22 protein-coding genes and 6 tRNA genes are annotated in these 25,881 nt (G+C 61.8%); 21 read left to right on the top strand and 7 right to left on the bottom strand.

The genetic code is table 11. The features are described from left to right. Positions 1–100: 100 nt before the first annotated feature. The 4 genes from serC to gyrA all read right to left on the bottom strand — a co-directional run bounded on the left by serC (position 101) and on the right by gyrA (position 5,075). Positions 101–1,198: a 3-phosphoserine/phosphohydroxythreonine transaminase gene (serC, locus tag C515_RS0111235; protein WP_211234043.1), complete on the bottom strand. Its 1,098-nt coding sequence runs from the start codon at positions 1,196–1,198 to the stop codon at positions 101–103. A 74-nt stretch (positions 1,199–1,272) separates the two neighbouring features. Beyond that, a complete protein-coding gene (locus C515_RS0111230; protein ID WP_028455613.1) occupies positions 1,273–1,701 on the bottom strand; it encodes a PaaI family thioesterase in 429 nt (142 codons plus the stop codon). Continuing rightward, on the bottom strand, positions 1,698–2,159 hold the full coding sequence (locus C515_RS0111225) for a PaaI family thioesterase (protein WP_028455612.1): 462 nt from the start codon (positions 2,157–2,159) through the stop codon (positions 1,698–1,700). The genes C515_RS0111230 and C515_RS0111225 overlap by 4 nt, the downstream gene beginning before the upstream one ends. 246 nt (positions 2,160–2,405) lie before the next feature. After that, entirely contained in the window at positions 2,406–5,075 is a 2,670-nt protein-coding gene (gyrA, locus tag C515_RS0111220) for a DNA gyrase subunit A (protein ID WP_028455611.1), read from the bottom strand. A 249-nt stretch (positions 5,076–5,324) separates the two neighbouring features. Between gyrA and C515_RS24795 the strand changes: the two genes are divergently transcribed. From C515_RS24795 to serS, 11 genes are all read left to right on the top strand, one after another. After that, positions 5,325–6,050, top strand: a complete 726-nt coding sequence (locus C515_RS24795; RefSeq protein WP_028455610.1) for an OmpA family protein — start codon at positions 5,325–5,327, stop codon at positions 6,048–6,050. Positions 6,051–6,169: 119 nt separating this feature from the next. Continuing rightward, complete coding sequence (gene lolA, locus C515_RS0111210) at positions 6,170–6,790, top strand: outer membrane lipoprotein periplasmic chaperone LolA (RefSeq protein WP_028455609.1); 621 nt, start codon at positions 6,170–6,172, stop codon at positions 6,788–6,790. Next, entirely contained in the window at positions 6,783–8,108 is a 1,326-nt protein-coding gene (locus C515_RS0111205; protein ID WP_028455608.1) for a replication-associated recombination protein A, read from the top strand. Before lolA ends, C515_RS0111205 begins: the two co-directional genes overlap by 8 nt. A gap of 151 nt (positions 8,109–8,259) precedes the next feature. Continuing rightward, a complete protein-coding gene (locus C515_RS20690) occupies positions 8,260–11,313 on the top strand; it encodes a beta-galactosidase (protein ID WP_043649185.1) in 3,054 nt (1,017 codons plus the stop codon). 215 nt (positions 11,314–11,528) lie between these two features. Next, on the top strand, positions 11,529–12,908 hold the full coding sequence (locus tag C515_RS20685) for a glycoside hydrolase family 125 protein (protein ID WP_043649182.1): 1,380 nt from the start codon (positions 11,529–11,531) through the stop codon (positions 12,906–12,908). After that, complete coding sequence (locus C515_RS20680; protein WP_051304863.1) at positions 12,905–13,912, top strand: LacI family DNA-binding transcriptional regulator; 1,008 nt, start codon at positions 12,905–12,907, stop codon at positions 13,910–13,912. The genes C515_RS20685 and C515_RS20680 overlap by 4 nt, the downstream gene beginning before the upstream one ends. Next, positions 13,899–15,086, top strand: a complete 1,188-nt coding sequence (locus tag C515_RS0111185) for an AGE family epimerase/isomerase (RefSeq protein WP_028455607.1) — start codon at positions 13,899–13,901, stop codon at positions 15,084–15,086. The genes C515_RS20680 and C515_RS0111185 overlap by 14 nt, the downstream gene beginning before the upstream one ends. Positions 15,087–15,155: 69 nt before the next feature. Continuing rightward, positions 15,156–15,833, top strand: a complete 678-nt coding sequence (locus tag C515_RS0111180) for a hypothetical protein (RefSeq protein WP_028455606.1) — start codon at positions 15,156–15,158, stop codon at positions 15,831–15,833. Then, positions 15,830–16,771: a carbohydrate kinase family protein gene (locus tag C515_RS0111175; RefSeq protein WP_028455605.1), complete on the top strand. Its 942-nt coding sequence runs from the start codon at positions 15,830–15,832 to the stop codon at positions 16,769–16,771. Before C515_RS0111180 ends, C515_RS0111175 begins: the two co-directional genes overlap by 4 nt. 24 nt (positions 16,772–16,795) lie before the next feature. Next, positions 16,796–17,257 carry a tetratricopeptide repeat protein gene (locus tag C515_RS0111170; protein WP_043649179.1) on the top strand — a complete coding sequence of 154 codons (462 nt, stop codon included), beginning with the start codon at positions 16,796–16,798 and terminating at the stop codon, positions 17,255–17,257. A 142-nt stretch (positions 17,258–17,399) separates the two neighbouring features. After that, positions 17,400–18,674, top strand: a complete 1,275-nt coding sequence (gene serS / locus C515_RS0111165; protein WP_028455603.1) for a serine--tRNA ligase — start codon at positions 17,400–17,402, stop codon at positions 18,672–18,674. A 144-nt stretch (positions 18,675–18,818) separates the two neighbouring features. Here serS and C515_RS0111160 read toward each other — a convergent pair whose 3' ends face one another. Further along, positions 18,819–19,493, bottom strand: a complete 675-nt coding sequence (locus C515_RS0111160; protein ID WP_144290432.1) for a hypothetical protein — start codon at positions 19,491–19,493, stop codon at positions 18,819–18,821. A 202-nt stretch (positions 19,494–19,695) separates the two neighbouring features. Between C515_RS0111160 and C515_RS0111155 the strand changes: the two genes are divergently transcribed. The 3 genes from C515_RS0111155 (at position 19,696) to C515_RS0111145 (ending at position 22,170) form a co-directional block, all read left to right on the top strand. Next, complete coding sequence (locus C515_RS0111155; RefSeq protein ID WP_028455601.1) at positions 19,696–20,139, top strand: NfeD family protein; 444 nt, start codon at positions 19,696–19,698, stop codon at positions 20,137–20,139. Between the two features lie 78 nt (positions 20,140–20,217). Next, positions 20,218–21,165 carry an SPFH domain-containing protein gene (locus C515_RS0111150; protein WP_028455600.1) on the top strand — a complete coding sequence of 316 codons (948 nt, stop codon included), beginning with the start codon at positions 20,218–20,220 and terminating at the stop codon, positions 21,163–21,165. Positions 21,166–21,237: 72 nt separating this feature from the next. Next, complete coding sequence (locus C515_RS0111145; protein WP_028455599.1) at positions 21,238–22,170, top strand: exopolyphosphatase; 933 nt, start codon at positions 21,238–21,240, stop codon at positions 22,168–22,170. A gap of 91 nt (positions 22,171–22,261) precedes the next feature. On the opposite strand, the gene C515_RS0111140 is transcribed toward C515_RS0111145, so the two are convergent. Beyond that, positions 22,262–23,122 carry a polysaccharide deacetylase family protein gene (locus tag C515_RS0111140; protein WP_028455598.1) on the bottom strand — a complete coding sequence of 287 codons (861 nt, stop codon included), beginning with the start codon at positions 23,120–23,122 and terminating at the stop codon, positions 22,262–22,264. Between the two features lie 87 nt (positions 23,123–23,209). After that, the gene (locus C515_RS0111135) at positions 23,210–23,515 is read right to left on the bottom strand and encodes a PilZ domain-containing protein (RefSeq protein WP_158380813.1); all 306 of its coding nucleotides are present in this window, start codon (positions 23,513–23,515) and stop codon (positions 23,210–23,212) included. Between the two features lie 240 nt (positions 23,516–23,755). On the opposite strand from C515_RS0111135, the gene C515_RS0111130 reads away from it, so the two are divergent. The 7 genes from C515_RS0111130 to C515_RS0111100 all read left to right on the top strand — a co-directional run bounded on the left by C515_RS0111130 (position 23,756) and on the right by C515_RS0111100 (position 25,843). After that, a tRNA-Val gene (locus tag C515_RS0111130) sits at positions 23,756–23,831 on the top strand. 23 nt (positions 23,832–23,854) lie between these two features. Then, positions 23,855–23,931 (top strand) — tRNA-Asp (locus C515_RS0111125). A 32-nt stretch (positions 23,932–23,963) separates the two neighbouring features. Then, positions 23,964–24,039: transfer RNA gene (locus C515_RS0111120), tRNA-Val, on the top strand. A 78-nt stretch (positions 24,040–24,117) separates the two neighbouring features. Then, a tRNA-Asp gene (locus tag C515_RS0111115) sits at positions 24,118–24,194 on the top strand. Between the two features lie 33 nt (positions 24,195–24,227). Next, a tRNA-Val gene (locus C515_RS0111110) sits at positions 24,228–24,303 on the top strand. 84 nt (positions 24,304–24,387) lie between these two features. After that, a tRNA-Asp gene (locus C515_RS0111105) sits at positions 24,388–24,464 on the top strand. A 194-nt stretch (positions 24,465–24,658) separates the two neighbouring features. Continuing rightward, entirely contained in the window at positions 24,659–25,843 is a 1,185-nt protein-coding gene (locus tag C515_RS0111100; protein WP_028455596.1) for a PAS domain-containing protein, read from the top strand. The last annotated feature ends 38 nt before the right edge of the window (positions 25,844–25,881 follow it).

The raw sequence follows: 25,881 nt of genomic DNA, 5'->3' as shown, positions 1-25,881 counted from the left end.
AAACGAACCACAGAGACACAGAGACCACAGAGAACATCCATTCCCATGTTTTCTCCGTGCCCTCTGTGCCTCTGTGGTGAATTGGTTTTAAAAGCTGGTTTTAGCCGTGGCGGCGGGCGAAATCGGCCATGTAGGCGACCAGCGCCTGCACGCCTTCCAGCGGCATCGCGTTATAGATCGAGGCGCGCATGCCGCCGACGCTGCGGTGGCCCTTGAGCTGCACCAGCCCGGCGGCTTCCGCGCCCTTGAGGAAGTCGGCATCCAGCGCCGCGTCCTTCAGCCAGAACGGCACATTCATGCGCGAGCGGGCCGCGCCCGACACCGGCGCGCGGTAAAAGCCATCGGAGTTGTCGATGGCGTCGTACACCAGCGCGGCCTTGGTGGCATTGTGCCGGGCCATGGCTTCGAGGCCGCCGTTCTTTTGCAGCCACTTGAACACCAGGCCGGCGACATAGATCGCGAAGCTCGGCGGCGTGTTGTAGAGCGAACCGGCGTCGGCGTGCGTCTTGTAATTGAGCATGGTCGGCACATCGGCACGCGCGTGGCCGATGAGGTCATCACGGATGATGGCGATGGTCATTCCCGACGGGCCGATGTTCTTCTGCGCGCCGGCGTAGATCAGGCCGTAGTGGCTGACATCCAGCGGCTGCGAGAGGATGTTCGAGGACATGTCGCAGATCAGCGGGATGTCCTTGCCGGCAAAGGAGGACTGCGGGATGAAGGGGAATTCGACGCCGCCTATGGTTTCGTTCGAGCAGTAGTGCAGGTATCTGGCATCGGCCGAGCGCTGCCAGCCCGCTTCGTCGGGGACATAGCTGAAGTTGCGGTCTTCGCTGCTGGCGACGATGTTCACGTTCGCGTAGCGCTGCGCTTCCTTGATGGCGGTTTTCGACCAGCTGCCGGTATTGACGTAATCGACGGTATCGCCGGGCCGGGTGAGGTTCAGCGGAATCATGCCGAACTGGAAATGCGCGCCGCCCTGCAGGAACAGCACCTTGTAATTGGCGGGAATGCCCAGCACCGCGCGCAGATCGGCCTCGGCCTCAGCAATGATCTGGGTGAACTCCGGTCCGCGATGGCTCATTTCCATCACGGACATGCCGGAACCGTGCCAGTCGGTCAGTTCCTGCTGCACCTGCAGCAAGACGTCACGGGGCAAAACGGCCGGGCCGGAGCTGAAATTGTATGTCGTCATCAAGGGCATCCCACGGGCAGAAAAAACACAAGCCGGTACGTTGCGGCTTACCCGTATTGTGCCGTTTTTCGGGGCATTCAGGCGAGCAGAAAATGTGCGCGCGCCTGGGCAATCGGCCGCGCCGGGTCGTCCTGCCAGGCGCTCATCAGCACATTGGCGATGCGCTTGCCCTGGCGCACGATCTCGCAACGCGCCCAGGTATCCAGGGGCTTGCCCGAGCGCAGGTAGTCGATGGAAAAATCCACCACCTTGGGCAACTCGAACGCTTCACGCGCCCACAGGAGGTGCATCACGGCCGCGTTTTCCAGAAAGCCGCCGATCACCCCGCCGTGCAGCGCCGGCAGCTGCACATTGCCGATATTCGCCTCCCGGTATGGCAGCAGAAACAGTGGCTCGCCGTCCTCCCCGGCCCGCGCACGGATACCCAGCAGCGCGGCGTAGGGAATGCGCGCCTGCAGCAGCTGATCGAGCTCGGCGATCGAATTGACCTGCCAGTGCGGACTCATAGCGCCCCCGCCACTGCAGCCGGCACCGGCGTGCGCGCGAACGTCGCCACGCCATGCGCAACCGGACGCTGCGGCTCGTCCTGATAGGCCGTGGCGCGCGTGAAGGCAATATGGTCGGTCAGCCGGTAGCACTCGGCCTCGCAATACAGCGTCGCATCGGGACGCGCCGGACGCAGGTAGTCGATGCGCAGATCGAGCGTGGCGAGCGACTCGACGGCATCCAGCAGGGTAAAAATCGACGCCGCGCTGCTGGTATCGATCAGGCTGGTCACCACCCCGCCATGCAGCACGCGGGTCAGCGGGTTGCCGATCAGCGCCTCGCGAAACGGCAGCGCCAGCACGACCCTGCCCCGCGACGCGGCCCGCAGCTGCAGGCCCAGCGCGCGGCAATGCGGCATGGCCATGAACCACGGCGAGACGCGCTCGAAAAACTCCGGACTGCTTACCGGCAACCACATGGCTACCTCCAAAAACAAACCTGATTATGTCTCTGCTTCAGAATCGTCATTCCCGCGTACGCGGGAGTCCAGATGAGGGTGTGAAATCAAGCTTTGCTCTGGATGCCCGCCTTCGCGGGCATGACGAAAAAAGGGTTTCCGAAAGAAAGACACAATCAGGAAAACAAAAGGGGTATTGGCCTGCAACTTAATCACTGATTAGGCTACAGGCCAATACCCCATTTACCGTAGGCAATGCCGACCGGCTTATTCGGCCGTCGGCTCCAGCGCATCGGCATCACCGGCCTCTGCACTGCCATCTTCGTCGGATTCCGGCTCGCAGACCTTTTCCAGACCGGAGAGGAACTCGCCCTCGTCCAGGTTGATCAGGCGCACGCCTTGCGCGGAACGCCCGGTCTCGCGGATTTCCGCCACCTTGGTACGGATCAGCACGCCACCGGTGGTAATCAGCATGACGTCATCGCTTTCTTCCACCAGGCTCGCCGCCACCAGCTTGAAGCCGGTTTTTTCCGTCAGATCCATCGCGATCACGCCCTGCGTGCCACGGCTGGTGAGGCGGAAATCGGCTACCGTGGTGCGCTTGCCATAGCCGCCATTGCTGGCGGTCAGCACCATCTGCGTCTCCGACGTGGACACCAGCAGCGCAATGACCTGCTGGCCGTCTTCCAGCTTCATGCCGCGCACGCCGCCGGCGGTACGGCCCATGGGGCGCACGCCGCCTTCATCCGGATGTTCGTTGAAGCGCACCGACTTGCCGGCATCCGAGAACAGCATGATCTGGTCGTTGCCAGAAGTGATCGCCACGCTCACCAGACGATCGCCCTCGTCCAGCTTCACCGCAATGATGCCGGCGGTGCGCGGACGCGAGAAGGCCTTCAGCGGCGTCTTCTTCACGGTGCCGTTGGCGGTACACATGAAGATGAACGGACCATTGGCCTTTTCATCGAATTCGGCGTCGTCATCGAGCTCCGGCGCATCGTGATCGGTGAAGGCCTTCACCGGCAGGATGGCGCTGATCTTCTCGCCATCTTCCAGCGGCAGCAGATTGTTGATCGGCTTGCCACGGCTGGCGCGTCCACCCTGCGGCAGCGCATACACCTTGAGCCAGTACACGCGGCCGCGACTGGAGAAGCACAGGATGTAATCGTGGGTGTTGGCGACGAAGAGCTGGTCGATGAAATCATCGTCCTTGGTCGCCGCCGCCTGCTTGCCGCGCCCGCCACGCTTTTGCGCGCGGTATTCGTCGGTCGGCATGGCCTTCATGTAGCCGCCATGCGTCAGCGTCACCACCATGTCCTGCGGGGTGATCAGGTCTTCGATGCTGATGTCGTCGCCATGCAGCACGATTTCCGAACGGCGGGCGTCGCCATAGTTGAGCTTCACTTCCGCCAGTTCGTCGGCAATGATCTGCGTGACGCGGGCGGGATTGGCGAGGATATCGAGCAGGTCGATGATCTTCGCCATGATGTCCTTGTATTCGCCAACGATCTTGTCCTGCTCGAGACCGGTAAGGCGCTGCAGGCGCAATTCCAGGATCGCCTGCGCCTGGGCTTCCGACAGACGGTAACCATCGGCCGAGAGGCCAAATTCGGCCCCCAGATCATCGGGGCGCGAGGCGGCGATATCGGTGCGCGAGAGCATGTCTTCAACCAGCTCCGAGCGCCATACGCGCCCCATCAGGGCGGTCTTGGCTTCCGGCGGCGTGGCTGCGGCCTTGATCAGCGCGATGATTTCGTCGACATTGGACAGCGCGACGGCCAGACCTTCGAGGATGTGGCCGCGCTCGCGCGCCTTTCTGAGTTCGAACACCGTGCGGCGGGTAACAACCTCGCGGCGGTGCTTGAGGAAGCTTTCCAGCACCTGCTTGAGATTCAGCAGACGCGGCTGGCCATCAACCAGCGCCACCATATTGATGCCGAAGCTGTCCTGCAGCTGGGTCTGCTTGAACAGATTGTTCAGCACCACATCGGGCATTTCATTGCGCTTGAGCTCGATCACCACGCGCATGCCGGATTTGTCCGACTCGTCGCGGATTTCCGAAATGCCTTCCAGCGATTTTTCGCGCACCAGTTCGGCCATGCGCTCGAGCAGTCGCGCCTTGTTCACCTGATAAGGCAGCTCGTCGACGATGATGGCCTGGCGGTCACCATTCTTGCCGCAGTCTTCAAAGTGTGTCCGCGCGCGCATCACCACACGGCCACGGCCGGTGCGGTAGCCTTCGCGCACGCCATGAATGCCGTAAATAATGCCGGCGGTGGGGAAATCGGGGGCCGGGATGAAGTCGATCAGCTCGTCGACACTCAGCTCCGGGTTATCCAGCAAGGCCAGCGCGCCATTGATGACCTCGCCGATATTGTGCGGCGGAATATTGGTCGCCATGCCCACCGCGATGCCGGACGAGCCGTTGATCAGCAGGTTGGGAATACGGGTCGGCAGGACGGTAGGCTCGAGTTCCTTCTCGTCGTAGTTTGGCGTGAAATCGACGGTTTCCTTGTCGATGTCGGCCAGCAGTTCGCTGCTCACCTTTTCCAGCCGGCACTCGGTGTAACGATAGGCCGCCGCATTGTCGCCGTCGATGGAACCAAAGTTGCCCTGACCGTCGATCAGCGTGTAGCGCAGCGAGAAATCCTGCGCCATGCGCACCAGCGCCTCGTAGGCTGCATAGTCGCCATGCGGGTGATACTTACCCAGCACATCGCCGATCACCCGCGCGCATTTCACATAGGGGCGATTCCAGACATTGTTGCTTTCATGCATGGCAAACAGAATGCGCCGATGAACGGGCTTGAGGCCGTCACGGACATCCGGCAGCGCCCGACCGACGATGACGCTCATTGCGTAATCGAGGTAAGAACGACGCATCTCCTCTTCGAGGCTGACCGGCAGGGTTTCTTTGGCAAACAGGTGTTCGGACATGGGTGGGCGACTTGGTTCGTTGAACTTGCTATGCTTTAAGCAGGCAAGCTGCTTGAGTAACCTAGCATCTTACCATGCCTTAAGGTTCTGGCTGTTTATTGCTGGGCACTCCGTATTTTTCACGCAGCTTGCGTTTGCCATAAATCATGTAACAGACCTAAAATCGGAACTGTGGAATATTGGGACGTGCGGTCAGAGCCGCCAGTTGCTTGAAAAGAAAGCGGCAAACCGGTATTCCGTAGTACGTGCATGAAATACAAATCAACTCTCTCGGAGAACAAAGTCATGTTGAAGCAAACACTCACGACCCTGGCTCTGGTGGCTGCGTTCGGCGTTGCCGGCACTGCTGCCGCTGCTACCGACGCATACGTTACCAACGGCACCAACGTTAACGCCGAAAATCCGGAAGGCGTGGTAAAGAACGGCAAGGGCGAATGCTGGCAAACCGGCTCCTGGAGCGCTGCCAAGGTAGTCAAGGGTTGCCCGGGCTGGGTTGAGCCGGTAGCAGCCAAGCCGGTTGAAACCAAGCCGGCTCCGGCTCCGGCACCGGCTCCGCAGCCGGTTGTAACCACCAAGAAGTTCGTACTGAAGTCCGACGTGCTGTTCGACTTCAACAAGGCCACCCTGAAGCCGGAAGGCAAGGACGCCCTGGACAAGCTGGTTGAAGAGATCAAGGGCATGGCCGGCACCAAGGATGGCTCCGCCATCGTCGTAGGTCACACCGACCGTCTGGGTTCCGACAAGTACAACCAGGCTCTGTCCGAGCGTCGCGCCAACACCGTTCGCGATTATCTGATCGCCAAGGGTGCACCGGCCGACAAGATGACCGTTGAAGGCCGCGGCGAAAGCCAGCCGGTAACCGGCGACACTTGCAACAAGATCAAGGCTCGCGCCAAGCTGATCGAATGCCTGCAAGCTGACCGTCGCGTTGAAATCGAAGTGAAGGGCACTCAGGAAATCGTTGAGCAGAAGTAATTCTGTCCCTTGCTGGAAAGGCCCCGCCCTGCGGGGCCTTTTTCATTGCTGTTTCAGCGGAATCAATCCGCCCCCATCCGGTCGAAGCCCATCCAATCGCGACAATCCAGGCAATGCCCATGCGACATACCACTCTTGCCACCCTCTGCGGATTAGGTCTGGCCCTGATCAGCACCATCGCTCATGCCGGCCCCAGCGCCGATCTGCAGCGCTACCTGACTGATACCCAGTCGCTGCGCGGCGAATTCCAGCAAGTCGTCACCCAGCGCTCCGGCAAGGTCCAGCGCTCCAGCGGCACTCTCGTCATCGCCAAGCCGGGCAAGTTCCGCTGGGAATACCTCAAGCCCTACCAGCAGCTGCTGCTTGGCGACGGCAAGCAGGTCACGCTGTACGACGCCGACCTCATGCAGGTCACGATCAAACCGCAAGGCAAGCTGCTTGATGCAAGCCCGGCCGCACTGCTCGCCGGCCAGGCCGATCTGGCCAGCCGCTACACGCTGAAAGAGCTGCCAGAGAAAGACCAGCTGCAGTGGGTCGAGCTGACCCCGAAGCAGCCAGACCAGAGCTTCGAGCGTGCCCGCATCGGACTCGACAAGGCTGGCGTCAAGGCGATGGAGCTGGATGACCACTTCAACCAGACCACCCGCATCAGCTTCGACAAGCTTGAGCGCAACCCCAAACTTGCCGTCGACATCTTCAATTTCACCATCCCGGCTGGCGCCGACGTGATCCGTGAGTAAAGACCTCTTCAGCAGCACACCGCCCGCACATCAGCCCCTGGCCGAACTGCTGCGCCCGCAGGTCATTGGCGACGTGGTCGGCCAGGATCACCTGCTCGGCAGCGGCAAGCCGCTGGCGCTGGCGCTGGCAGCCGGCCAGCCGCACTCCATGCTGCTGTGGGGGCCGCCCGGCGTAGGCAAAACCACACTGGCGCGCCTGCTGGCGCGCGCCTTTGGCTGCGAAATGCTGGCCCTGTCCGCCGTGTTTTCCGGCGTAAAGGATATCCGCGCCGCGATGGACGAGGCGGAGATGAATCGCCAGCGCGGTTTGCGCACCATGCTGTTTGTCGACGAAGTACACCGTTTCAACAAGGCCCAGCAGGATGCCTTCCTGCCCTACGTCGAATCCGGGCTGGTCACCTTCATCGGCGCCACTACCGAGAACCCCTCCTTCGAAGTCAACGCCGCGCTGCTGTCACGCGCGCAGGTCTATGTGCTGAAGGCACTGGACGATGCCTCGCTCGGCCTGCTGGTCGCACGCGCGCTCGAGCGCCACCATCCGGAGCTGGCCTTCACCGACGACGGCATCGCCTCACTGATCGGTCTGGCCGACGGCGACGCACGCCGGCTGCTCAATCTGGTCGAGCAGGCCGCCAATGCCGCCCGGGCCAGCAGCCGCAACGAGCTCGATGCGGCATTTCTCAATGAGGCGCTGTCGCTGAACAACCGTCGCTTCGACAAGGGCGGCGACAATTTCTACGACCAGATCTCCGCGCTGCACAAATCGGTGCGCGGCTCAAACCCCGATGCCGCGCTGTACTGGTTTTGCCGCATGATCGACGGCGGGGCTGACGCGCGCTATCTCGCGCGCCGCATCGTGCGCATGGCCTGGGAAGACATCGGCCTGGCCGATCCGCGCGCGATGCAGCTCTGCAACGACGCGGCGACCACCTATGAGCGTCTGGGCAGTCCCGAGGGCGAGCTGGCGCTGGCGCAGGCGGTGATCTATCTGGCCGTCGCCCCCAAATCCAATGCCGGCTACATGGCGCACAAGCAGGCCATGGCACTGGTCGGCAAGGACAAATCGCGCCCGGTGCCCGAGCACCTGCGCAATGCGCCAACGCGGCTGATGAAGGAACTCGGCTATGGCAAACTTTACCGCTACGCGCACGACGAGCCGGAAGCCTATGCCGCCGGCGAAACCTACCTGCCCGAAGGACTTGAAGGCACACGTTTTTACGAGCCGACCCCGCGCGGACTGGAAGGGAAAATCGCCGAGAAACTGCGGCACCTGTCCGAGCTGGACGCCCTCTGGCGCAATGAAAACGGCAAATCCTGAGTTCCCGACCCCGCCCTGTGCGGGGTTGTTATTTTTCACGGCTTGCTATTCGCACCACACGACTTGAAGTCGCCGCAGCCCCGGTCCACAATGCAGCAATCGTTTAGTGATTTTAATAATTTACTAAACACCACTTCCACGGACTGCTGCCATGACCATCTACGCTCTGCTCGACCCGGCCTTCCCTGCTCCGCATCCACTGCCCGACACACTGCCAGACCAGTGGCAAGCCCTGAATGCCAGGCAGCTGGCCACAGCACTGACTCAGGCCAAAGCCGGCAGCGTGTATGTGCACCTTTACGGCAGCGCTTTTCCCCGCGCCGCCTGGCCGGCACTGAAGCAGTTTCTGGCGCAAGGCGGCAACCTTGTCAGCCTCGGGCGCACGCCATTCGGGCTGCCGGTTGATGAGCATGGGCAGACCACGGCGCAGGCCGCGCTGTTTCGCGAACTCGACATTCACGAAATCCAGCATGTCGATTGCGGCGCGGCAACACAGCTGAAATCATCCGCCCTGCATCCCTGGCTGGATGGCCAGCTGGCCTGCCTGTCGGCGCAAGCCGCGACCGACGGTTTCGTGCTGATGCCGACCAAGGATAAGGATCAGCCGCTGGATTCCGGCTCGGCCGGGCCGATGGATGCGCGGATTGTGCCGCTGGCCAGCGCCGTCAATGCGCAAGGCCATGCGATTGCCAGCCCGGTGGTGATGATCGAGCGCCTGCGCGGTGCCATGGCCGGATCGCGGCAGATGTTCGTGAATGTCGAGCCGACTGCGGCCTTCTGGCAGAACGGCGGCATGGCCATGCTCGATACCCTGACCAAGTACGCCGCGCATGGCGTGACCGAGTGGTGGCTGAAGCCCGATTTTGCCTGCTACGAGCCCGGCGAAGTTGCCACGCTGACGCTGCAGGGCGAGGCGCTCGGCACCACCCGCGGCCAGCGCTGGACAGCTCGGATCACCACCACGTATGGCCTTGAAGCCCTTGATGAACGAGAGCTGCAGCTCGATACCCTGCAGGATGGCCCGATCTCGAAACGCTTTACCCTGCCCTACCCGATCCGGGCCGGCCGCTATGCAATCAGTGCAACACTCACCAGCGACGCCGGGGAAGTCATCAAACTGGAACAGGGCTTCTGGGGGCGTGACGCCGAGCTGCTGGCGCGCGGCACGCGACTGAAGGCCGGGCGCGATTATTTCGAGCGCGATGGCCAGGTGATGCCGGTGGTCGGCATGACCTATATGGCGAGTGATGTGCACCGCAAATTCCTGCAGCTGCCCAATGTGGCGGTGTGGGATGCCGATATGGCCACGCTGGCTGGCATGGGCGTCAATTACCTGCGCACCGGCATCTGGAGTGCCTGGCGGCAGCTGATGTTTGTCGACGGCCATGCCAGCGAGGCGCTGCTGCGCGCAATCGACGCCTTTATCCTTACCTGCGCCAGCCATGACCTGGAGTGCTGCTTCACCTTCTTCGCCTTCACGCCGGAGGCCTGGGAAGGCAGCAACCCTTACCTCGATCCGCGCAGCCGTGCTGCGCAGAAGCGCTTCATCCGCAGCGTGGTGGCGCGCCACACCGATACCAAACGCGTGCACTGGGATCTGATCAACGAGCCGTCGCTGTTTGACCCCGAGCGCATTTTTGTCGGCCCGCGCACGCTGCACGACAAGCACGAAAACCAGGCCTTCCGCGACTGGCTGCGCGCGCGCAATCCGGACATTGCGCACTGGCAGGCCGCCTGGGACATGAGCCCGGCCAAACTGCCGGACTTTTCCGCCATCCGCCCGCCGCAGCCGGAGAAAATCGGCTTCAACACCACCGAAATCGCCCCGAAGCAGCACGGCCTCTGGCTCGATTACGCGCTGTTCACGCAAAGCGCACACCGCGACTGGGCCGCCGATCTGGCCGCCAGTATCCGCGAGCTGGTTCCCGATGTGCTGGTCTGCGTGGGCCAGGACGAGGCGCTTGGCCAGCAACGCCCGCATGCGTTCTTTTATGCCGATGCGGTCGATTACACCACCGTGCACAGCTGGTGGCTGAACGACGCGCTGGGCTGGGACAGCCTGTTCAGCAAGACGCCGCACAAGCCGAATCTGGTGCAGGAGACCGGCATCATGCACGTCGAGCGCCCGAATGGCCGCTCGCGCCGCGGTGAAGTCGAGCTGATGCAGTTGCTGGAGCGCAAATACGCGTACTCCTACGCCTATGGCAACGCCGGCGCGGTGCACTGGATCTGGAACATCAACTATCACATGGACAATATCAACGAGTCGCACATCGGCGCCTGCCGCTCCGACGGCTCGCAGAAACCCGAGGCCGAGATCACCGCCGCCTTTGGCGATTTCTTTGGCAAGGTCAGGGTATTGCTCCAGAACCGTGAACTGCCAAAGGCCGCCGTTGTATACCCGTTCACCAATGACTACAGCAACCGCCGTACCACCCTGGATGCAACGCAAGCGCTGGTACGCCAGTTTGGCTTCGAGCTGGGCGTCAATCTACAAGCAGTTTCCGATCACGATCTCTCTTGCCTGATGAGCGCACCGCCGCAACTGCTGCTCCTGCCCTGCCCGTTCAATCTGGACGACGGCTGCTGGGCGCAAATTGCCGCGCTGCTCGATGCACATCCGGTGACGCTGCTGCTGACCGGCCCGGCGACGCTTGACCGATATTTCAATGCCACCGCGCGCGCGCCGTTTGACCAAGCCAGCATCCGCAACCTCAGCCGCGAAGAACCGTGCGATATCGCCGGTAAAACATTGCGCGCCACCTTTGCCGGCGAAGCGATTGCCCGCATCGAAACGGGCATCGCAGCCGATGGCGAAACGGCGCTGTTGCAGCGCATCCCCTTCGGCCAAGGACGTCGTGGCCAGATTCTGTGGCACCCGCTGCCGCTGGAGCTGAATGCCAATCCTGCAGCCTTGAACACGCTGTACCGTGAAGCGCTGCATGCCGCCAATCTCACCGCCGACTTCATCTGGCAGGGCGAAGCGCCGATGGGCGTCTTCCTGCACGCGCAGCATTTCGCCGGCCACACGCTGTGGATCGCGATCAGCGAAACCAGCCGCGACCAGCTGCTGCAGTTCAGCGACCCGCGCAGTGGCCGGCACTATCAAACGCAGCTCGCCGCCGGCCGTGCGCAGCTGTGGCTGACCGACGCCAGCGGAAGCATCGTCGCCAGCCTGCGCGATCATCCGGTCACCCGGCTGTAAGACCGGTTCACCACAGAAACACAGAGAAACCCTTTCAACGCAGAGACGCAGAGAAAGGCAAGGCAAGATGAAGGGTATGTAAACCGTAGGATGGGTTGAGCCCGTCAAGGGCGATACCCATCGGAATGGCTTGTGATGGGTATCGCTGCGCTCAACCCATCCTACCGCCGGCCAGCCCTCCTGCCGCCGAACAAGAGTCGAAGAGGAACAAGCAAGTGAACCACCGCCCCGCCACCCCGCGCTTCCAGTCCATCGCCGTCGAGGCGACCATTGCCACGGTGTCTGCACGCATCACGGATGCGAAGCTGCGGGCGCTGTTTGCCAACTGCTACCCGAACACGCTCGACACCACCGTCTTCCACCGCGACGACGAACAAGGCCGGCCGGATACCTTTGTGATTACCGGCGACATCCACGCGCTGTGGTTGCGCGACAGCACCGCGCAGGTGTGGCCCTACCTGCCGCTGGCGGCAGATGACGCGGCACTCGCACGCATGATCGCTGGCCTCGTGCGCCGGCAGACGCACTGCATCCTGATCGACCCGTATGCCAACGCCTTCAACGACGGCCCCGGTGACAGCGAGTGGAAGACGGACCACACCGAGATGAAGCCCGAACTACACGAGCGCAAGTGGGAGCTGGATTCGCTGTGCTACGCCATCCGCCTCGCGCACGGCTACTGGCAGGCAACACGCGACTCTGACGTATTCAATGCGGGCGTGTTCGATGCGGATGTTTTCGATCAGGACTGGCTGGCCGCGATGGAGCTGGCGGTAGCCACAATGATTGCCCAGCAGCGCAAGGCCGGCCCCGGCCCATACCGCTTTGCGCGCACCACGCACTGGCAATCGGACACGCTGCCGTGCAATGGCTGGGGCAACCCGCTGAAGCCCGTTGGCCTGATCGCGTCGATGTTCCGGCCTTCGGATGATGCCTGCGTGTTTCCGTTCCTGGTGCCATCCAACCACTTTGCCGTCGTCAGCCTGCACCAGCTGGCCGACTTGCTCGACCAGCATTATCCCGGCCACCCGCTGGCCGCCCGCAGCCGCGCACTGGCCGACGAGGTGGATGCGGCTCTGCATGAACACGCCATCGTCATCCACCCGGAATACGGCCGCATCTGGGCCTACGAGGTCGACGGCTTTGGCAATGCGCTGCTGATGGATGACGCGAATGTGCCGAGTCTGCTTTCGCTACCGTATCTGGGTGCATGCACTGAGGATGATGAGGTCTACGCCAATACCCGCCGTTTTGCGCTCTCCGGTTCGAACCCCTGGCACTTCCGCAGCAGCGACGGGCGCATCAGCGGCATCGGCAGCCCGCACACACTGGTTCCGCGCATCTGGCCGATGAGCATCATCCTGCGCGCGCTGACCAGCCGCGACGCCGGCGAAATTCGCGAGTGCCTCACGATGCTGGTCAACAGCGATGGCGGCAGCGGGCTGATGCATGAATCCTTCATGCCGGACGATCCCTCTGATTTCACCCGCGCCTGGTTTGCCTGGGCGAATACGCTGTTTGGCGAGCTGGTGCTGAAGGTGGCGCAGGAGCAGCCGGCGCTGCTCAGCGAACACTATGCGCGGGAGGGTGTATGAGCATCAGCCTGCGCGAACTTGCCGATGCCGCCGGCGTGTCGGTCGGCACCGCCTCGCGCGCGCTCAAGCATCAGGGCGGCGTGTCGGAGGCGACGCGGCAGAAAGTCATCGCGCTGGCCGCAGCACTGGGTTACGACAGGGAACGCCTGCAACGAGAGCCGCTGCGCCGCGTGCTGCTGCTGGTGCACCACACCCACGCCACGGCAGCGACGTCGCCCTTCTACGCGGCCATTATCGCCGGCGCACAGACGGCCTGCGACAAACAGGGTATTGCCCTGCAGCCTTTCACCACAAACGCCTCTGGCTCGATACGTCGCCAGATCATGCAGCAGGAACCCGACGCCATCCTGTGCGCCGGCTTTATCGAGCCGGATGTTCTTGAAGTAATCAAGGCGCTGGGCAAACCGCTGGCGCTGATCGACACCAGCGCACCGGGGCTGCCTGGCGTGAACCCGGACAACCAGGAAGGCGCACGCCAGATGACCGCCGCGCTGATCCGCGCGGGGCGGCAGCGCATCGCCTTTCTGTCCGGTTCGCTGGCGCACCACTCGATCCGCCTGCGCGAGCGCGGCTACCGGCAGGCCCTGTTTGCGGCCGGACGACTGGCCGACCCGGCACTGGAAGCGCTGATTGCCCCGGGGGTGGAGCTGGCGCGCGGCACGGAAACCGCGCTGGCCGAGCTGCTGGCACTGCCGGAGCGGCCCGATGCCATCGTCGCCTTCAACGACGCCTGCGCGCTGATCTTGCTGGCCGCTTGCCGGCAGCGCGGCCTGCGCGTGCCGGAAGACATCGCCATTGCCGGCTTTGACGACATTCCGGCCGCAGCCCCGGCCGGGCTGTCCACCGTGCAGGTGGACAAGGCCGCGCTGGGCGCAGCCGGTGTCGCGGCGCTGCTGGCCGCAGCCGAGCACCTCCCCGCATCCGAAACCCTGCATCCTGTCCGGCTGTTGCTGCGATCCAGCACCGGCCCCCATTGCCAAGGAGACCCCCATGCACCTGCCTGATTTCCGCAATCCGCAAACCCTGCTGGCCCACGTGCGCCACACGATGGCCTTCTACCATCCGCGTGCGATTGACGAAAGCGGCGGCTTCTACCACTTCTTCAAGGATGACGGCACGGTGTACGACGCACACACCCGCCATCTGGTCAGCAGCACGCGCTTTGTTTTCAACTATGCGATGGCGTACAGGCACTTCGGCGGTGACGAGTATCTGGCCGGTGTGAAGCACGGGCTGGACTTCCTGCGCCGCGTGCACCGCGACCCGGCTACCGGCGGCTATGCCTGGCAACTGCAATGGCAGGACGGCGTGAAAACCGTCGATGACGTGACCAACCACTGCTACGGGCTGGCCTTCGTGGTGCTGGCCTACGCGCATGGCGTGATGGCCGGCGTGCCGGAAGCCAAAGCCTGGCTGGAAGAAACCTGGCTGCTGATGGAAGCGCATTTCTGGGAACCGGATTACGGCCTGTATGCCGACGAAGCCACCGCAGACTGGCAGCTCAAACCCTACCGCGGCCAGAATGCGAACATGCACGCCTGCGAAGCAATGCTCACGGCCTTTAAAGCCACCGGCGACGTGAAATACCTCGACCGTGCCGAGCTGCTGGCGAACAACATCGCCAACCGCCAGGCCGCGCTGGCGAACGGCATGATGTGGGAACACTACCACCGCGACTGGTCGGTGGACTGGGATTACAACCGCGACGACAAGACCAACATTTTCCGCCCCTGGGGCTACCAGCCCGGCCATCTGGCCGAGTGGGCGAAGCTGCTGCTGATTCTGGAGCGCCACCGCCCGCTACCCTGGCTGTTGCCGCGCGCGGAAGAATTGTTCACCACCGCGCTGCAGAAAGCCTGGGATGCCGAGCATGGTGGCCTGTATTACGGCTTCGGCCCACAGGATGAAATCTGCGACAGCGACAAGTATTTCTGGGTGCAGGCGGAAAGCCTCGCCGCCGCCGCGCTGCTCGCCAAACGCACCGGGAAACCGGAATACTGGCATGACTACCAGCGGCTGTGGGCGTATTCATGGGAACACTTCGTCGATCACCAGCACGGCGGCTGGTGGCGTATCCTGCGGTCGGACAACAGCAAATACAGCGACGAGAAAAGCCCCGCCGGCAAGGTCGATTACCACACGATGGGAGCGTGTTACGAAGCGCTGAATGCCTTGTGAGGGAGCTGTCCGTTAAGTAGCCGATTGATTTCGGCCCTCCCCAAACACAAAACTCGGAGTCAAGACTGGATGAGCACAGTCAAGTACAAAATTCCTGAAAACTGGATCAACACCTATCTGGCCCCCCGTTATCCGGACTTGGTAGCACCATTTCGCGAAGCGGCCGACATTACGCTCAGCGCCCTGCAAAATGGCCAGCTTGATAACTCCGAGTTGGCCACACTGCTCACGTACGCCGCCAGCCCGAAAAGCATACTGGCTGAGAATGTGGTCGAAATGCTGGGAAAACTGGCAAACGCATTTCCATCCGCACAAGAGGCGATTGCGGAGATGGCCACCAGTAAAAAGCAGGCGATGCGCAGCAAAGCCTTGATGGCTTTGCAATTTCTTGCTCCCGGCCCCTTGCACGAGCAGATTTACGCCAACGCATTGCGCGATACAAGCAAAACGATTCGCGCCACTGCGGCGCAAGTCATTCAGAAAAGCAACTTGAAGACACTCCTCCCCGTCCTTGCTGCCGCCATCGAATGCGAAAGCGATGAAGAAATTCGCTCCTGGCTGAATGACTCGCACAGCATTCTGCGTGATGGTTATTGCCTGAAAAAGATCATCGAAGAACAGATTGTCTGGGTTACTTATCAGGATGCAAACGGTTCACGAAGCAAGTCATTCAGCACTGACAGCCATGCACATGAACTCGAAGCCTGGGTCAGGCTCATGACCAGCCAGCGGAGTCCCAGAACATGAATACAAGCACGACCTTCCCCCGCTTCATTGCCGCCGGCGAGGCGCTCACCGACCTGATCCGTGGCGACGGCGACGCCTGGCACGCCAAGGTCGGCGGCGCGACCTGGAACGTCGCCCGCGTGATGGCGAAACTCGGCATCCCCAGCGCCTTTGCCGGCGCGGTCAGCCGCGATTGCTTTGGTGATGAACTGGTGGAGGCGAGCCGCGCGGCGGGGCTTGATCTGCGCTTTCTGCAGCAGAACGCGCACTCGCCACTGCTCGCCGTCGTGCACCAGACCAATCCGCCGGCCTACTTTTTCGTCGGTGACGACAGCGCCGACCTGCACTTCGACCCGGCGCAGCTACCCGCCGGCTGGCTGAGCCGGGACATCTGGCTGCATTTTGGCGGCATCAGTCTGGCCCGCCCCAGACTGGCAAACACCTTGCTGCAGCTCGCGCGCGACGCGCGCGCAATCGGCGCGAAAATCAGCTTCGACCCGAATTTCCGCGTGCTGATGAACGAGGACTACGACCCGGTGCTGCGGGAAATGGCGCAGCTTGCCGACGTGATCAAGGTGTCCGACGAAGACCTGCGCGGGCTGTTCAGAACGGACGACGAAGCGGCGGCCTTTGCCACACTGCGCAGCTGGAATCCGCAGGCGCTGTATCTCTATACGCGCGGCGCAGCCGGCGCGAGCCTCTATCACGGTGACGCACACTGGCAGCAGACGCCGCCGCAGATGAAGGTTGTCGATACCGTCGGCGCGGGCGACGCCAGCATGGGCGGGCTGATCTGGAGCCTGATGCAGCACCCGCAAGCCGACGGTGCCACCCACCTGCGCCACGCCGTTGCCGCCGGCAGCCTGGCATGCACCAGGGCCGGCGCCAATCCGCCGGAGGCAGCGGAGCTGTGCGAACTCTATAAAGTACTATCGGCGACACTGCTGCAAACTGGTTGATTGCAACATATTTGGTGACTCAACATGCAAACTGACGAACTATTCCTGAAAGGCGATGAGCTCTACGAGAAGGGGGATTTCGCTGGTGCATTCGCAGCCTTCATGCAGGCTGCAATGGAGGGGGACACATCTTGTATGCTGCGTGTAGCAGTAATGTATACATGCGGAGAAGGTGTCAATTGCGATTATGACAAAGCTATTGAGTGGGAACTTAAAGCTGTAGAAGGCGGGGAGATTTCCGCACTCGTCAATTTAGGGATTTCATTCCGGATTAAAGGCGACATCAGAAAAGCCAAACATTGGTTTGAGCGCGCCATTGAGTCCGGAGATGGAAGCGGTGCGTTGGAGTTAGCAAAACTGTATCTGGTTAGTCCTAAAGAAAACGAAAGAACAATCGAATATTTGAAACTCGCCATCAGTAGCAAAAATATGTGTGAGGTCGAGGTTGAAGAGGCACAAAAACTACTGAGCGAGCTAGAAGCTTGAATCGGAAAGATACGCCCAAAGCAAGTAGCACCCTCTTGAACACGAATCGTATTGCGCAGCCTGCCCTCCCCCCCGGCCAGACTGCGCGCCCCCTTTGTGCTTGGTGTAGAATCTGCCTTTTGCTTATTCATCCGAGCCCGCCATGCTGGACATCAACCAACTGCGCCATGACCTCGACGGCGTTGCCGCCCGTCTCAAGACCCGCAAATTCGACCTCGACACCGCCGCCTTCGCGGCGCTGGAAGCCGAGCGCAAAACCCTGCAGACCAAGACCCAGGAACTGCAGGCCCAGCGCAACAGCGTGTCCAAGTCCATCGGGCAGGCCAAGGCCAAGGGCGAAGATGTGGCGCCCATCATGGCGCAGGTGGAAAACCTGAAAAGTGAACTCGCTGCCAGCGAAACCGCACTTTCTGATCTGCAGGGCAAGATGGAAGCGCTGCTGGCCGCCATCCCGAATGTTCCGATGGATGCGGTGCCGGTCGGCAAGGACGAAAGCGAGAACCGGGAAATCCTGCGCTGGGGCACGCCGCGCGTCTTCGATTTCGAGGTAAAGGATCACGTCGATCTGGGCGCACCGCTGGGGCTGGATTTCGAAACCGGTGCAAAACTCTCCGGTGCACGCTTTACCGTACTGAAGAGCCACATCGCCAGGCTGCACCGTGCACTGGCGCAGTTCATGCTGAACACGCACAGCAATGAACACGGCTACGAAGAGGTCTACACGCCGTATCTGGTCAACGCGGCCAGCATGCATGGCACCGGCCAGCTGCCGAAGTTCGAGGAAGATCTCTTCAAGGTGCCGCACAACGACAGCGCGCTGTACCTGATCCCGACCGCCGAAGTGTCGGTGACCAACTTCGTGCGCGACACCATCCTGAAGGCGGACGAGCTGCCGCTGAAGTTCACCGCGCACACCCCGTGTTTCCGCTCCGAGGCCGGCGCCTATGGCCGTGACGTGCGCGGCATGATCCGCCAGCACCAGTTCGACAAGGTGGAACTGGTGCAGATTGTCCATCCGGAAAAGTCGGCCGAGGCGCTGGAAGAACTCACCGGCCACGCCGAACGCATCCTGCAGCTGCTGGAGCTGCCGTATCGCAAGGTACTGCTGTGCACCGGCGACATGGGTTTCTCCAGCCAGATGACCTACGACCTGGAAGTGTGGCTGCCGGCGCAGAACACCTACCGCGAAATTTCCAGCTGCTCGAACATGGGCGCTTTCCAGGCCCGCCGCATGCAGGCGCGCTTCAAGAACGAAGCGGGCAAGAACGAGCTGGTGCACACGCTGAACGGCTCCGGCCTCGCCGTCGGCCGCACGCTGGTCGCCGTACTGGAAAACTACCAGAACGCCGATGGCTCGATCACCGTGCCGACGGTGCTGCGCCCCTATCTGGGCGGCGTGGAAACGCTGAGCGCGTAAGCGGATTCAGCACAACAAAAAGGCGCACCGGGTGGTGCGCCTTTTTGTTTCTGTGCTTGCGGGATGTCACGGCGCAAAGTCTGCTGCGATTTCGCGCTGCCGTACCTACGGCTGGATCAAATCGATCATTGCCGGCCAAGCAGGCTAACGGATACCGATATTTTTCCGATAGTAGTTGAAAACCTCCATTGAGCAACCGCCATAATTCGGGAACTTCCATTGCAAATCGCCTCCGGCATTCCACCAGGTCGGTTCGCCCTGGAAGGATTTGCGCACCTCATCACCAAGCACGATCAAGTGCGTGGACTCACGAATTGGTTTGCCATTTTTGTCGGGGCGCCTGAAACGGTTGGCTCCATCCCGTTGATCAGCAAGCACAGAGAAAAATGCAAGGCTTTTCTTGCCAAGCCCCTCACTCAAAGCCCCTCTGTTTTGGCAAATGTCGGCAAAGTCAGACGTATCGGCATTAATCATATGCAAGCTGACTTCACTTCCTTTGGCGGATTCGGGATAAACCTGCCGCCCCTGCACCTGAAACACATACCGCATCTCCTTCCCTTCTCGCCGACGATTGCAATGCGATTTCAACTCGTCACTAGTGCGAATCAAGGAAGTGGACAACTCTTCATCCAGTGCAAGGATTGCAACAATCTCTCCCTGAATAATCGCCTCGATCCATTCATTAATAAAAACCCCAACCTGCTCATTACCTTTCATAATTTCACCGCCAGAATTACCACAAATCTGAACTTTTCCCATCGCAGTCATCGGCGGAAAAACCAGCGCCAGACCAACAAACAATCTGCAAATCAATCCCATGAATTTTCCCTGAATCAAAAAAACCGCGAAGCGGGGAAGCGGCGCATCCCGCCAACACACAGCCTCGCCACACTACCCAAGCCCTGACGGCTGGATTACAGTAGCCAGTGTACCCGCCCGACGGCGCGGCAGGAACGATCCGGCCGCCTCGCGGCTCTAAGCGTTAAGCGCGCCGCGCGGGTGATCGACGAAGGAGATGCGCATGTCTGTTCTGGCTTGGTGGCTGGTGACCGCTCTGGTGCTGGCCGGTCTGGAAATGGCGACGGGGACGTTCTACCTGCTGGCGCTCGCCGTGGGCATCCTGCCCGGTGCGCTGGCGGCATGGCTGGGCGGCGATCTGGCGCTGCAGCTCATCGTCGCCGCGATCGGCTGCCTGATCAGCCTGTATGTCATCCGCCGCTGGAAAAGCCGGCTGATTCCGCTGCAGGCCCAGCGCGTCGAGGACATCGGCGAGCGCGTGCAGATCGAAAGCTGGCTCGATGAAACGCATGCGCGCATCCATTATCGCGGCACGCAGTGGGATGCGGTGCTGGCGGCAGGCGAGTCGCGTGACGACACGGTGGCGCAGTATTACATCGTGGCCCGCAATGGCGTGCACTTCACCGTCAGCCGGCATGCACAGCCGAAAATACCCACAAACCCATAGCACTCAAACCATTTCACAGCATTGGCTTCATCCATATACCCATAGAAAGGCCTGCCAAGGCCATTACGGAGGTGTCTGATGTACGCGTTTCCGATTGCGCTTTTCCTGCTGGTGGTGATCTTCATCGCCAAGACCTTCAAGATCGTGCCGCAGCAAAATGCGTGGGTGGTCGAGCGGCTGGGTCGCTTTCATGCGGTGCTGCAGCCGGGGCTGAACATCGTCATTCCCTTTATCGACCGCATCGCCTACAAGCACAGCCTGAAGGAAGTGCCGCTGGATGTGCCCAGCCAGATCTGCATCACGCGTGACAACACCCAGCTGCAGGTGGACGGCATTCTGTACTTCCAGGTGATGAACCCGGAGCAGGCGTCGTACGGCACCAGCGACTACGTGCTGGCCATCACCCAGCTGGCGCAGACCACCTTGCGCTCGGTGGTCGGCAAGCTGGAACTGGACAAGACGTTTGAAGAGCGCGACGAGATCAACCGCGCGGTGGTCTCGGCACTGGACGAAGCCGCCACCAGCTGGGGCGTGAAGGTGCTGCGCTATGAAATCAAGGATCTGACGCCGCCGAAGGAAATCCTGCACGCCATGCAGCAACAGATCACCGCCGAGCGCGAGAAGCGCGCGCGCATCGCGCAATCGGAAGGCGTGCGCCAAGAGCAGATCAACCTGGCCAACGGCCAGCGCGAGGCGGCGATCCAGCGCTCGCAGGGCGATATGCAGGCGGCCATCAACGAATCCGAAGGCGAAAAGCAGGCGGCGATCAACCGCGCGACCGGCGACGCCGAGGCGATCCGCCTGATGGCGCTGGCCAATGCCGAGGCCATCGCCCGCATTGCGGCCGCCATCGGCAACCAGGGCGGGCTGGAGGCGATCAATCTGAAGGTCGCCGAGCAGTATGTCGCGGCGTTCGCCAACATCGCCAAGGAAGGCAATACCGTGCTGCTGCCGCAGAATGTCGGCGATGTCGCCGGCCTGGTGGCAACCGCCATGAATGTGGTGAAGGCCGCCAGACCTGCCTGATTTTTTCCGGCAAGCCGGCTGCGCAGCTTCTAAAAAGTAAGTCGATACCTGCAAACAAGGGAGAACCTGAGAATGGCAGAACAGAAATTCCGTCTGGTCACGCGCAGCGATTTTGATGGTCTGGTGTGTGCGGTACTGCTGAACGAGCTGGAACTGATCGACGACATCCTCTTCGTGCATCCGAAGGACATGCAGGATGGCAAGATCGCGATCTCCGCGCGCGACATCACCACCAACCTGCCCTACGTGGCCGGCGCGCATCTGGCTTTTGACCATCACCTGTCGGAAACCATCCGCAATACCGGGGACAACAAGAACCACATCATCGACCCGGCAGCCCCGTCGGCCGCGCGCGTGGTGTACGACTATTACGGCGGCGCCGAGCGCTTTCCGAACATCAGCACCGAGATGATGGAGGCCGTGGACAAGGGCGATTCGGCCAATTTCAGCCGCGAGGAAATCCTCAACCCGGAAGGCTGGGTGCTGCTGAACTATCTGATGGATGCACGCACGGGGCTGGGGCGCTTCCGCGAATTCCGCATCAGCAATTACGCGCTGATGATGGATCTGATCCAGTACTGCCGCAATCACGGCATCGACGACATCCTGGCGCTGCCGGACGTGAAGGAGCGCGTCGAACTCTACTTCGAGCACTCGGCGGCGGCCAAGGAACAGCTGCAGCGCTGCAGCCGCATCTACGACAATCTGGTGGTGCTGGACCTGCGCGAGGAGGAAACCATCTACGCCACCAACCGCTTCATGGTGTATGCGCTCTTCCCGCAGTGCAATATCTCCATCCACGTGCTGTGGGGCGTGCAGAAGCAGAACACCGTGTTTGCCACCGGCAAATCCATCCTCAACCGCTCCTCGCAAACCAATATCGGCGAGCTGATGCTGAAATACGGCGGCGGCGGCCATGAAAATGCCGGCACCTGCCAGGTCAGCAATGAGCAGGCGCCCGAGGTATTGCGTGAATTGATATTGACCATAACGGCTGACGGCTGATACCCGACGCTGTATCTATGCAGGAAATAAAAAACCGCCGAAATGCATCCGGCGGTTTTTTGTTGCCTGCGCGCTTGTCCGCACGGCAGGATCAGGGGAAGGCCAGACCCTGCCTGTCGTGCGCGCCAGCAGCGCCCCACTCCAGCGCGTGGTGGGGCAAGGCCGGCAAGGCCAGCGCTTCGGCCAGTTGCCCCAGCGCCACGATGCGATGACCACTGGCCAGCCAGCCTGTCAGCAACTCCCGCAGCGCAGCCAGCGCGGACGGCTGCAGGCAGGATTCGGCGTCCAGCTGCATGACGGCATAACGGCCTTCCGGCCACTGCGCGCTGTCACGCAAGAGCTGCTCGCGCTCACTGGCTGAGCCGGCCAGCAGCGCAAAATCGGGCTGATTGACCGGCAGGGCCATGCACTGCACCGCTTCGCCATCGGCCACCGGCCAGAAGGGCTGCTCGCCACGGCAGGCCGAGACCCAGGCCATTCCCTTGCGCTGCAGCAGACGGTAAGCCGTGCGGTTCATGTGATTGGCGGGTGCGGCAAACAGCTCGGCCTGACGCCCGAAGGCCTGCTGGAACAGTGCCTGCGCCTCGTCCAGCTCGGCCAGAATGGCGGACTCGGGCAGGAAGCGCGTCCTGACCAGTCGCCGCCAGCGCACGGACGACGGCGGCATCAGACCGCATTCCAGCCCCGACGCGGCCAGCCTGGCCAGCACATCGCGTCCCTTGCGCGCCAGCAAGGGCGCAGGCCAGCAGCGGCCATATGCCAGCGCCGACCAGCCCAGCATGCGCCGCTGACGCCAGCTTGCCGACCACTCGCGCCCGGAGCAGTCGCGACCCAGCGCCACGCAAACGCTGGCTCCAGCCTCCAGCTCGTGCAGCAGATCCAGCAGCAAGGGCAAGGCGCGATTCAGGCCGGCAAGATGGGTGACGTCGATACGAAGGGCAATGGCGGTCATGACGGGAGGCGGGCAAATGTGGATTCACCCCTGCCTTAAGCGCAGGGCGCGCTAGCTTACCACGCCCGCTGCAGGCGCTGCGCAGACTCAGCGCAGCACATCAAGAATGGCCAGACCAAGTTCATAAAGCGCACCGCGCTGCACCTCGTGACAGCGCATGACACGCACGCGCGCTGCCATGGGCTGGCGACTGGCGCCCCCCGCGGCCGGCGGCATGACATACACTTCGAATTCTTCCTGCGGGCGCGGTACATAGCTGGTGCGTATCGTCAGCCCCTGCACACTGAGATCGGTGCAGTCGCCATAATACGAGATGCCCAGATCCGGAAAACGCAGCTTGACCTTGCAATTGACCGGAACGCGCAAAGCGCTGCGCTGATCCTGCGGGGACATGCCGGGGTTGCTGCGCTTCATAGCCTTCTATACTCCTCTTGCCAGGCGCAAATCATAGCGCCAGCTCGGGCCGAGGTACATCAGCAAACACTGAATTTCGTCGGATTGCCAGCCGCAGGCCCGAGGCGCCGGTCATCATTCATGTAAAAACAAGGGACTAGGCATTTCCACAAAGATTTTTCAGCTTTCTCCTTGACGCACCCGGGGCCGCGTGATTAAATGCGCCCCTCTTCAGACGAAGGGTTGTTAGCTCAGTTGGTAGAGCGTCTGCCTTACAAGCAGAATGTCGGCGGTTCGATCCCGTCACAACCCACCAGTTCTTCTAGAAGAAACCGCTGCGGAGCGGTAGTTCAGTTGGTTAGAATACCGGCCTGTCACGCCGGGGGTCGCGGGTTCGAGCCCCGTCCGCTCCGCCAGCATCACAGCAGTAAATTTGGCAACACCCAGTGGGTTGTTAGCTCAGTTGGTAGAGCGTCTGCCTTACAAGCAGAATGTCGGCGGTTCGATCCCGTCACAACCCACCACCATTGCAAAGTGGCAGTTCAATTGGCGTAGGTTATCAATTGATTGCAATGATGCCTGGTGAAAGCTTGTACCGCTGCGGAGCGGTAGTTCAGTTGGTTAGAATACCGGCCTGTCACGCCGGGGGTCGCGGGTTCGAGCCCCGTCCGCTCCGCCAGCAACACAGCAGTAAACCAGCAATACCTCACATGGGTTGTTAGCTCAGTTGGTAGAGCGTCTGCCTTACAAGCAGAATGTCGGCGGTTCGATCCCGTCACAACCCACCACCGCTGCAGAGCGGCAGTTCAGTTGGCATAGGTTAGCCAACTTGCACTCCTGCAATGTACGCGTCAATTTGTTAGTACCGCTGCGGAGCGGTAGTTCAGTTGGTTAGAATACCGGCCTGTCACGCCGGGGGTCGCGGGTTCGAGCCCCGTCCGCTCCGCCACTTCCTTCCCCACGTCTTTGTTGCACTCCGGCCACGAAAAACCCGGGCACGCGTATTGTTGCATCCGGTTTGCGGTTACACTCGCACTTACCGTCAACATCAGCGTTTTCGACAGGGATTGAACAATGGCCGTAACGGCTCACGGAAAACCGGCAGCGCCCCCCTGGTATTTGCGTCCCACCTGCATTGCCAACATGGCCGGCGGCCTTTTCATGCTGGCCGCCCTGCTGTTCCTGATCGCCGAAATTCCCCTGCTGAGTTACGCCGCCCTTGCCATCGGGATTGCCGCCAATCTGTTTGCCCTCAACCACGAACGCACGCGCCGCCAGGGCAGACTCCCGGCAACCCAGACGCAAACAATTTCCGCATTCACGCCGCCGCCCGGGCATGGCGAACTGCTCGCCGACATCCCCGACCTGCTCTGGCTCATCGAAGGCAGCAACCGCACCATCACCCCCCTCAACAAGGGACGCCTGGAGCACCACCCAAGCGGCGGCGGCGACAAGGACAGGCTCAGCAGCATTCTGCCCAGCCGTGCCTCGCGCCTCTATCTGGAAGCGCTGATCGCGCTGCACAGCGACAATACCCCGCAGCGCTTCGAATACCAGCTGGGCCAGGATGGCGAGCAGAATACCTACGAGGCCCGCCTGATCCCACTGGCCAACAGCCGCTGCCTGGCGATCATCCGCGACATCAGCCACATCAAGGCCATGGAAGAGGCGCTGTTTCACCAGCAACTGTTTGTGCACCAGATCATCGACGCCAGCCCGTCACTGGTCTTCGTGCGCGACCGGCATGGCCGCTTCCTGCTGGTCAATCGCGCAACGCAATCTGCACTGGGCCACGAACTGCTGGTGCAGTCGCACATGGCCTGGATGGATCCGGACCGTCCGTTTGCCAGTGGCGACGAGGAAGTACTCGCGCAGCAGCGCACCGTGCGCGTACTGGACCAGTGGACCATGCCCAACGGTCAGGTGCACTGGTTCGACGTCACCAAGCAGCCGCTGGTGCGCGATGATGAAACCTACATTCTCAATATCGCCATCGACATCACCCACCTCAAGGCCGCCGAAACCGCACTGGCCAGCGGCGACAGCCTGCTGCACGCCATGGCCGATGCCCTGCCTCACCCTTTCCTGCTGATCGAGAACGGCGGCATCGAATTCGCCAACTATGCCGCCTGCAATCTGCTGGGGCTGACGCCCGGCGAGCTGATCGGCGAACCGCTGGAAGCCATCAGCAGCAACGCCGCCAGCCTGCTCGACGGCGAAGGCCCGACCCGGCTCGACCGCCACAATGCCGCCAGCCTGCCCTGCACGGTCCACGCCGTCGAACGCGCTGCGCAGGCAGCCCACCTGATCGTGCTCGGGAGCACCTGAGCCCGCATGCTAGAATCCCGGGCTTGGTATCGCACACA

This window comes from Chitinilyticum litopenaei DSM 21440 (genome assembly GCF_000428145.1).
In the GTDB taxonomy this organism is placed as follows: domain Bacteria; phylum Pseudomonadota; class Gammaproteobacteria; order Burkholderiales; family Chitinibacteraceae; genus Chitinilyticum; species Chitinilyticum litopenaei.
This window is presented reverse-complemented; position numbering and strand designations above follow the sequence as displayed.

Coding starts and splice junctions, on each gene's coding strand:
- C515_RS20690 (WP_043649185.1), top strand. CDS start 8,260: ATGACCATCTACGCTCTGCTCGACCCGGCCTTCCCTGCTCCGCATCCA.
- C515_RS24795 (WP_028455610.1), top strand. CDS start 5,325: ATGAAATACAAATCAACTCTCTCGGAGAACAAAGTCATGTTGAAGCAA.
- C515_RS0111180 (WP_028455606.1), top strand. CDS start 15,156: ATGAGCACAGTCAAGTACAAAATTCCTGAAAACTGGATCAACACCTAT.
- C515_RS20680 (WP_051304863.1), top strand. CDS start 12,905: ATGAGCATCAGCCTGCGCGAACTTGCCGATGCCGCCGGCGTGTCGGTC.
- lolA (WP_028455609.1), top strand. CDS start 6,170: ATGCGACATACCACTCTTGCCACCCTCTGCGGATTAGGTCTGGCCCTG.
- C515_RS0111170 (WP_043649179.1), top strand. CDS start 16,796: ATGCAAACTGACGAACTATTCCTGAAAGGCGATGAGCTCTACGAGAAG.
- C515_RS0111185 (WP_028455607.1), top strand. CDS start 13,899: ATGCACCTGCCTGATTTCCGCAATCCGCAAACCCTGCTGGCCCACGTG.
- C515_RS0111160 (WP_144290432.1), bottom strand. CDS start 19,493: ATGGGATTGATTTGCAGATTGTTTGTTGGTCTGGCGCTGGTTTTTCCG.
- C515_RS0111175 (WP_028455605.1), top strand. CDS start 15,830: ATGAATACAAGCACGACCTTCCCCCGCTTCATTGCCGCCGGCGAGGCG.
- serS (WP_028455603.1), top strand. CDS start 17,400: ATGCTGGACATCAACCAACTGCGCCATGACCTCGACGGCGTTGCCGCC.
- C515_RS0111150 (WP_028455600.1), top strand. CDS start 20,218: ATGTACGCGTTTCCGATTGCGCTTTTCCTGCTGGTGGTGATCTTCATC.
- C515_RS0111100 (WP_028455596.1), top strand. CDS start 24,659: ATGGCCGGCGGCCTTTTCATGCTGGCCGCCCTGCTGTTCCTGATCGCC.
- C515_RS0111145 (WP_028455599.1), top strand. CDS start 21,238: ATGGCAGAACAGAAATTCCGTCTGGTCACGCGCAGCGATTTTGATGGT.
- C515_RS0111140 (WP_028455598.1), bottom strand. CDS start 23,122: ATGACCGCCATTGCCCTTCGTATCGACGTCACCCATCTTGCCGGCCTG.
- gyrA (WP_028455611.1), bottom strand. CDS start 5,075: ATGTCCGAACACCTGTTTGCCAAAGAAACCCTGCCGGTCAGCCTCGAA.
- C515_RS0111135 (WP_158380813.1), bottom strand. CDS start 23,515: ATGTCCCCGCAGGATCAGCGCAGCGCTTTGCGCGTTCCGGTCAATTGC.
- C515_RS0111230 (WP_028455613.1), bottom strand. CDS start 1,701: ATGAGTCCGCACTGGCAGGTCAATTCGATCGCCGAGCTCGATCAGCTG.
- C515_RS0111155 (WP_028455601.1), top strand. CDS start 19,696: ATGTCTGTTCTGGCTTGGTGGCTGGTGACCGCTCTGGTGCTGGCCGGT.
- C515_RS0111225 (WP_028455612.1), bottom strand. CDS start 2,159: ATGTGGTTGCCGGTAAGCAGTCCGGAGTTTTTCGAGCGCGTCTCGCCG.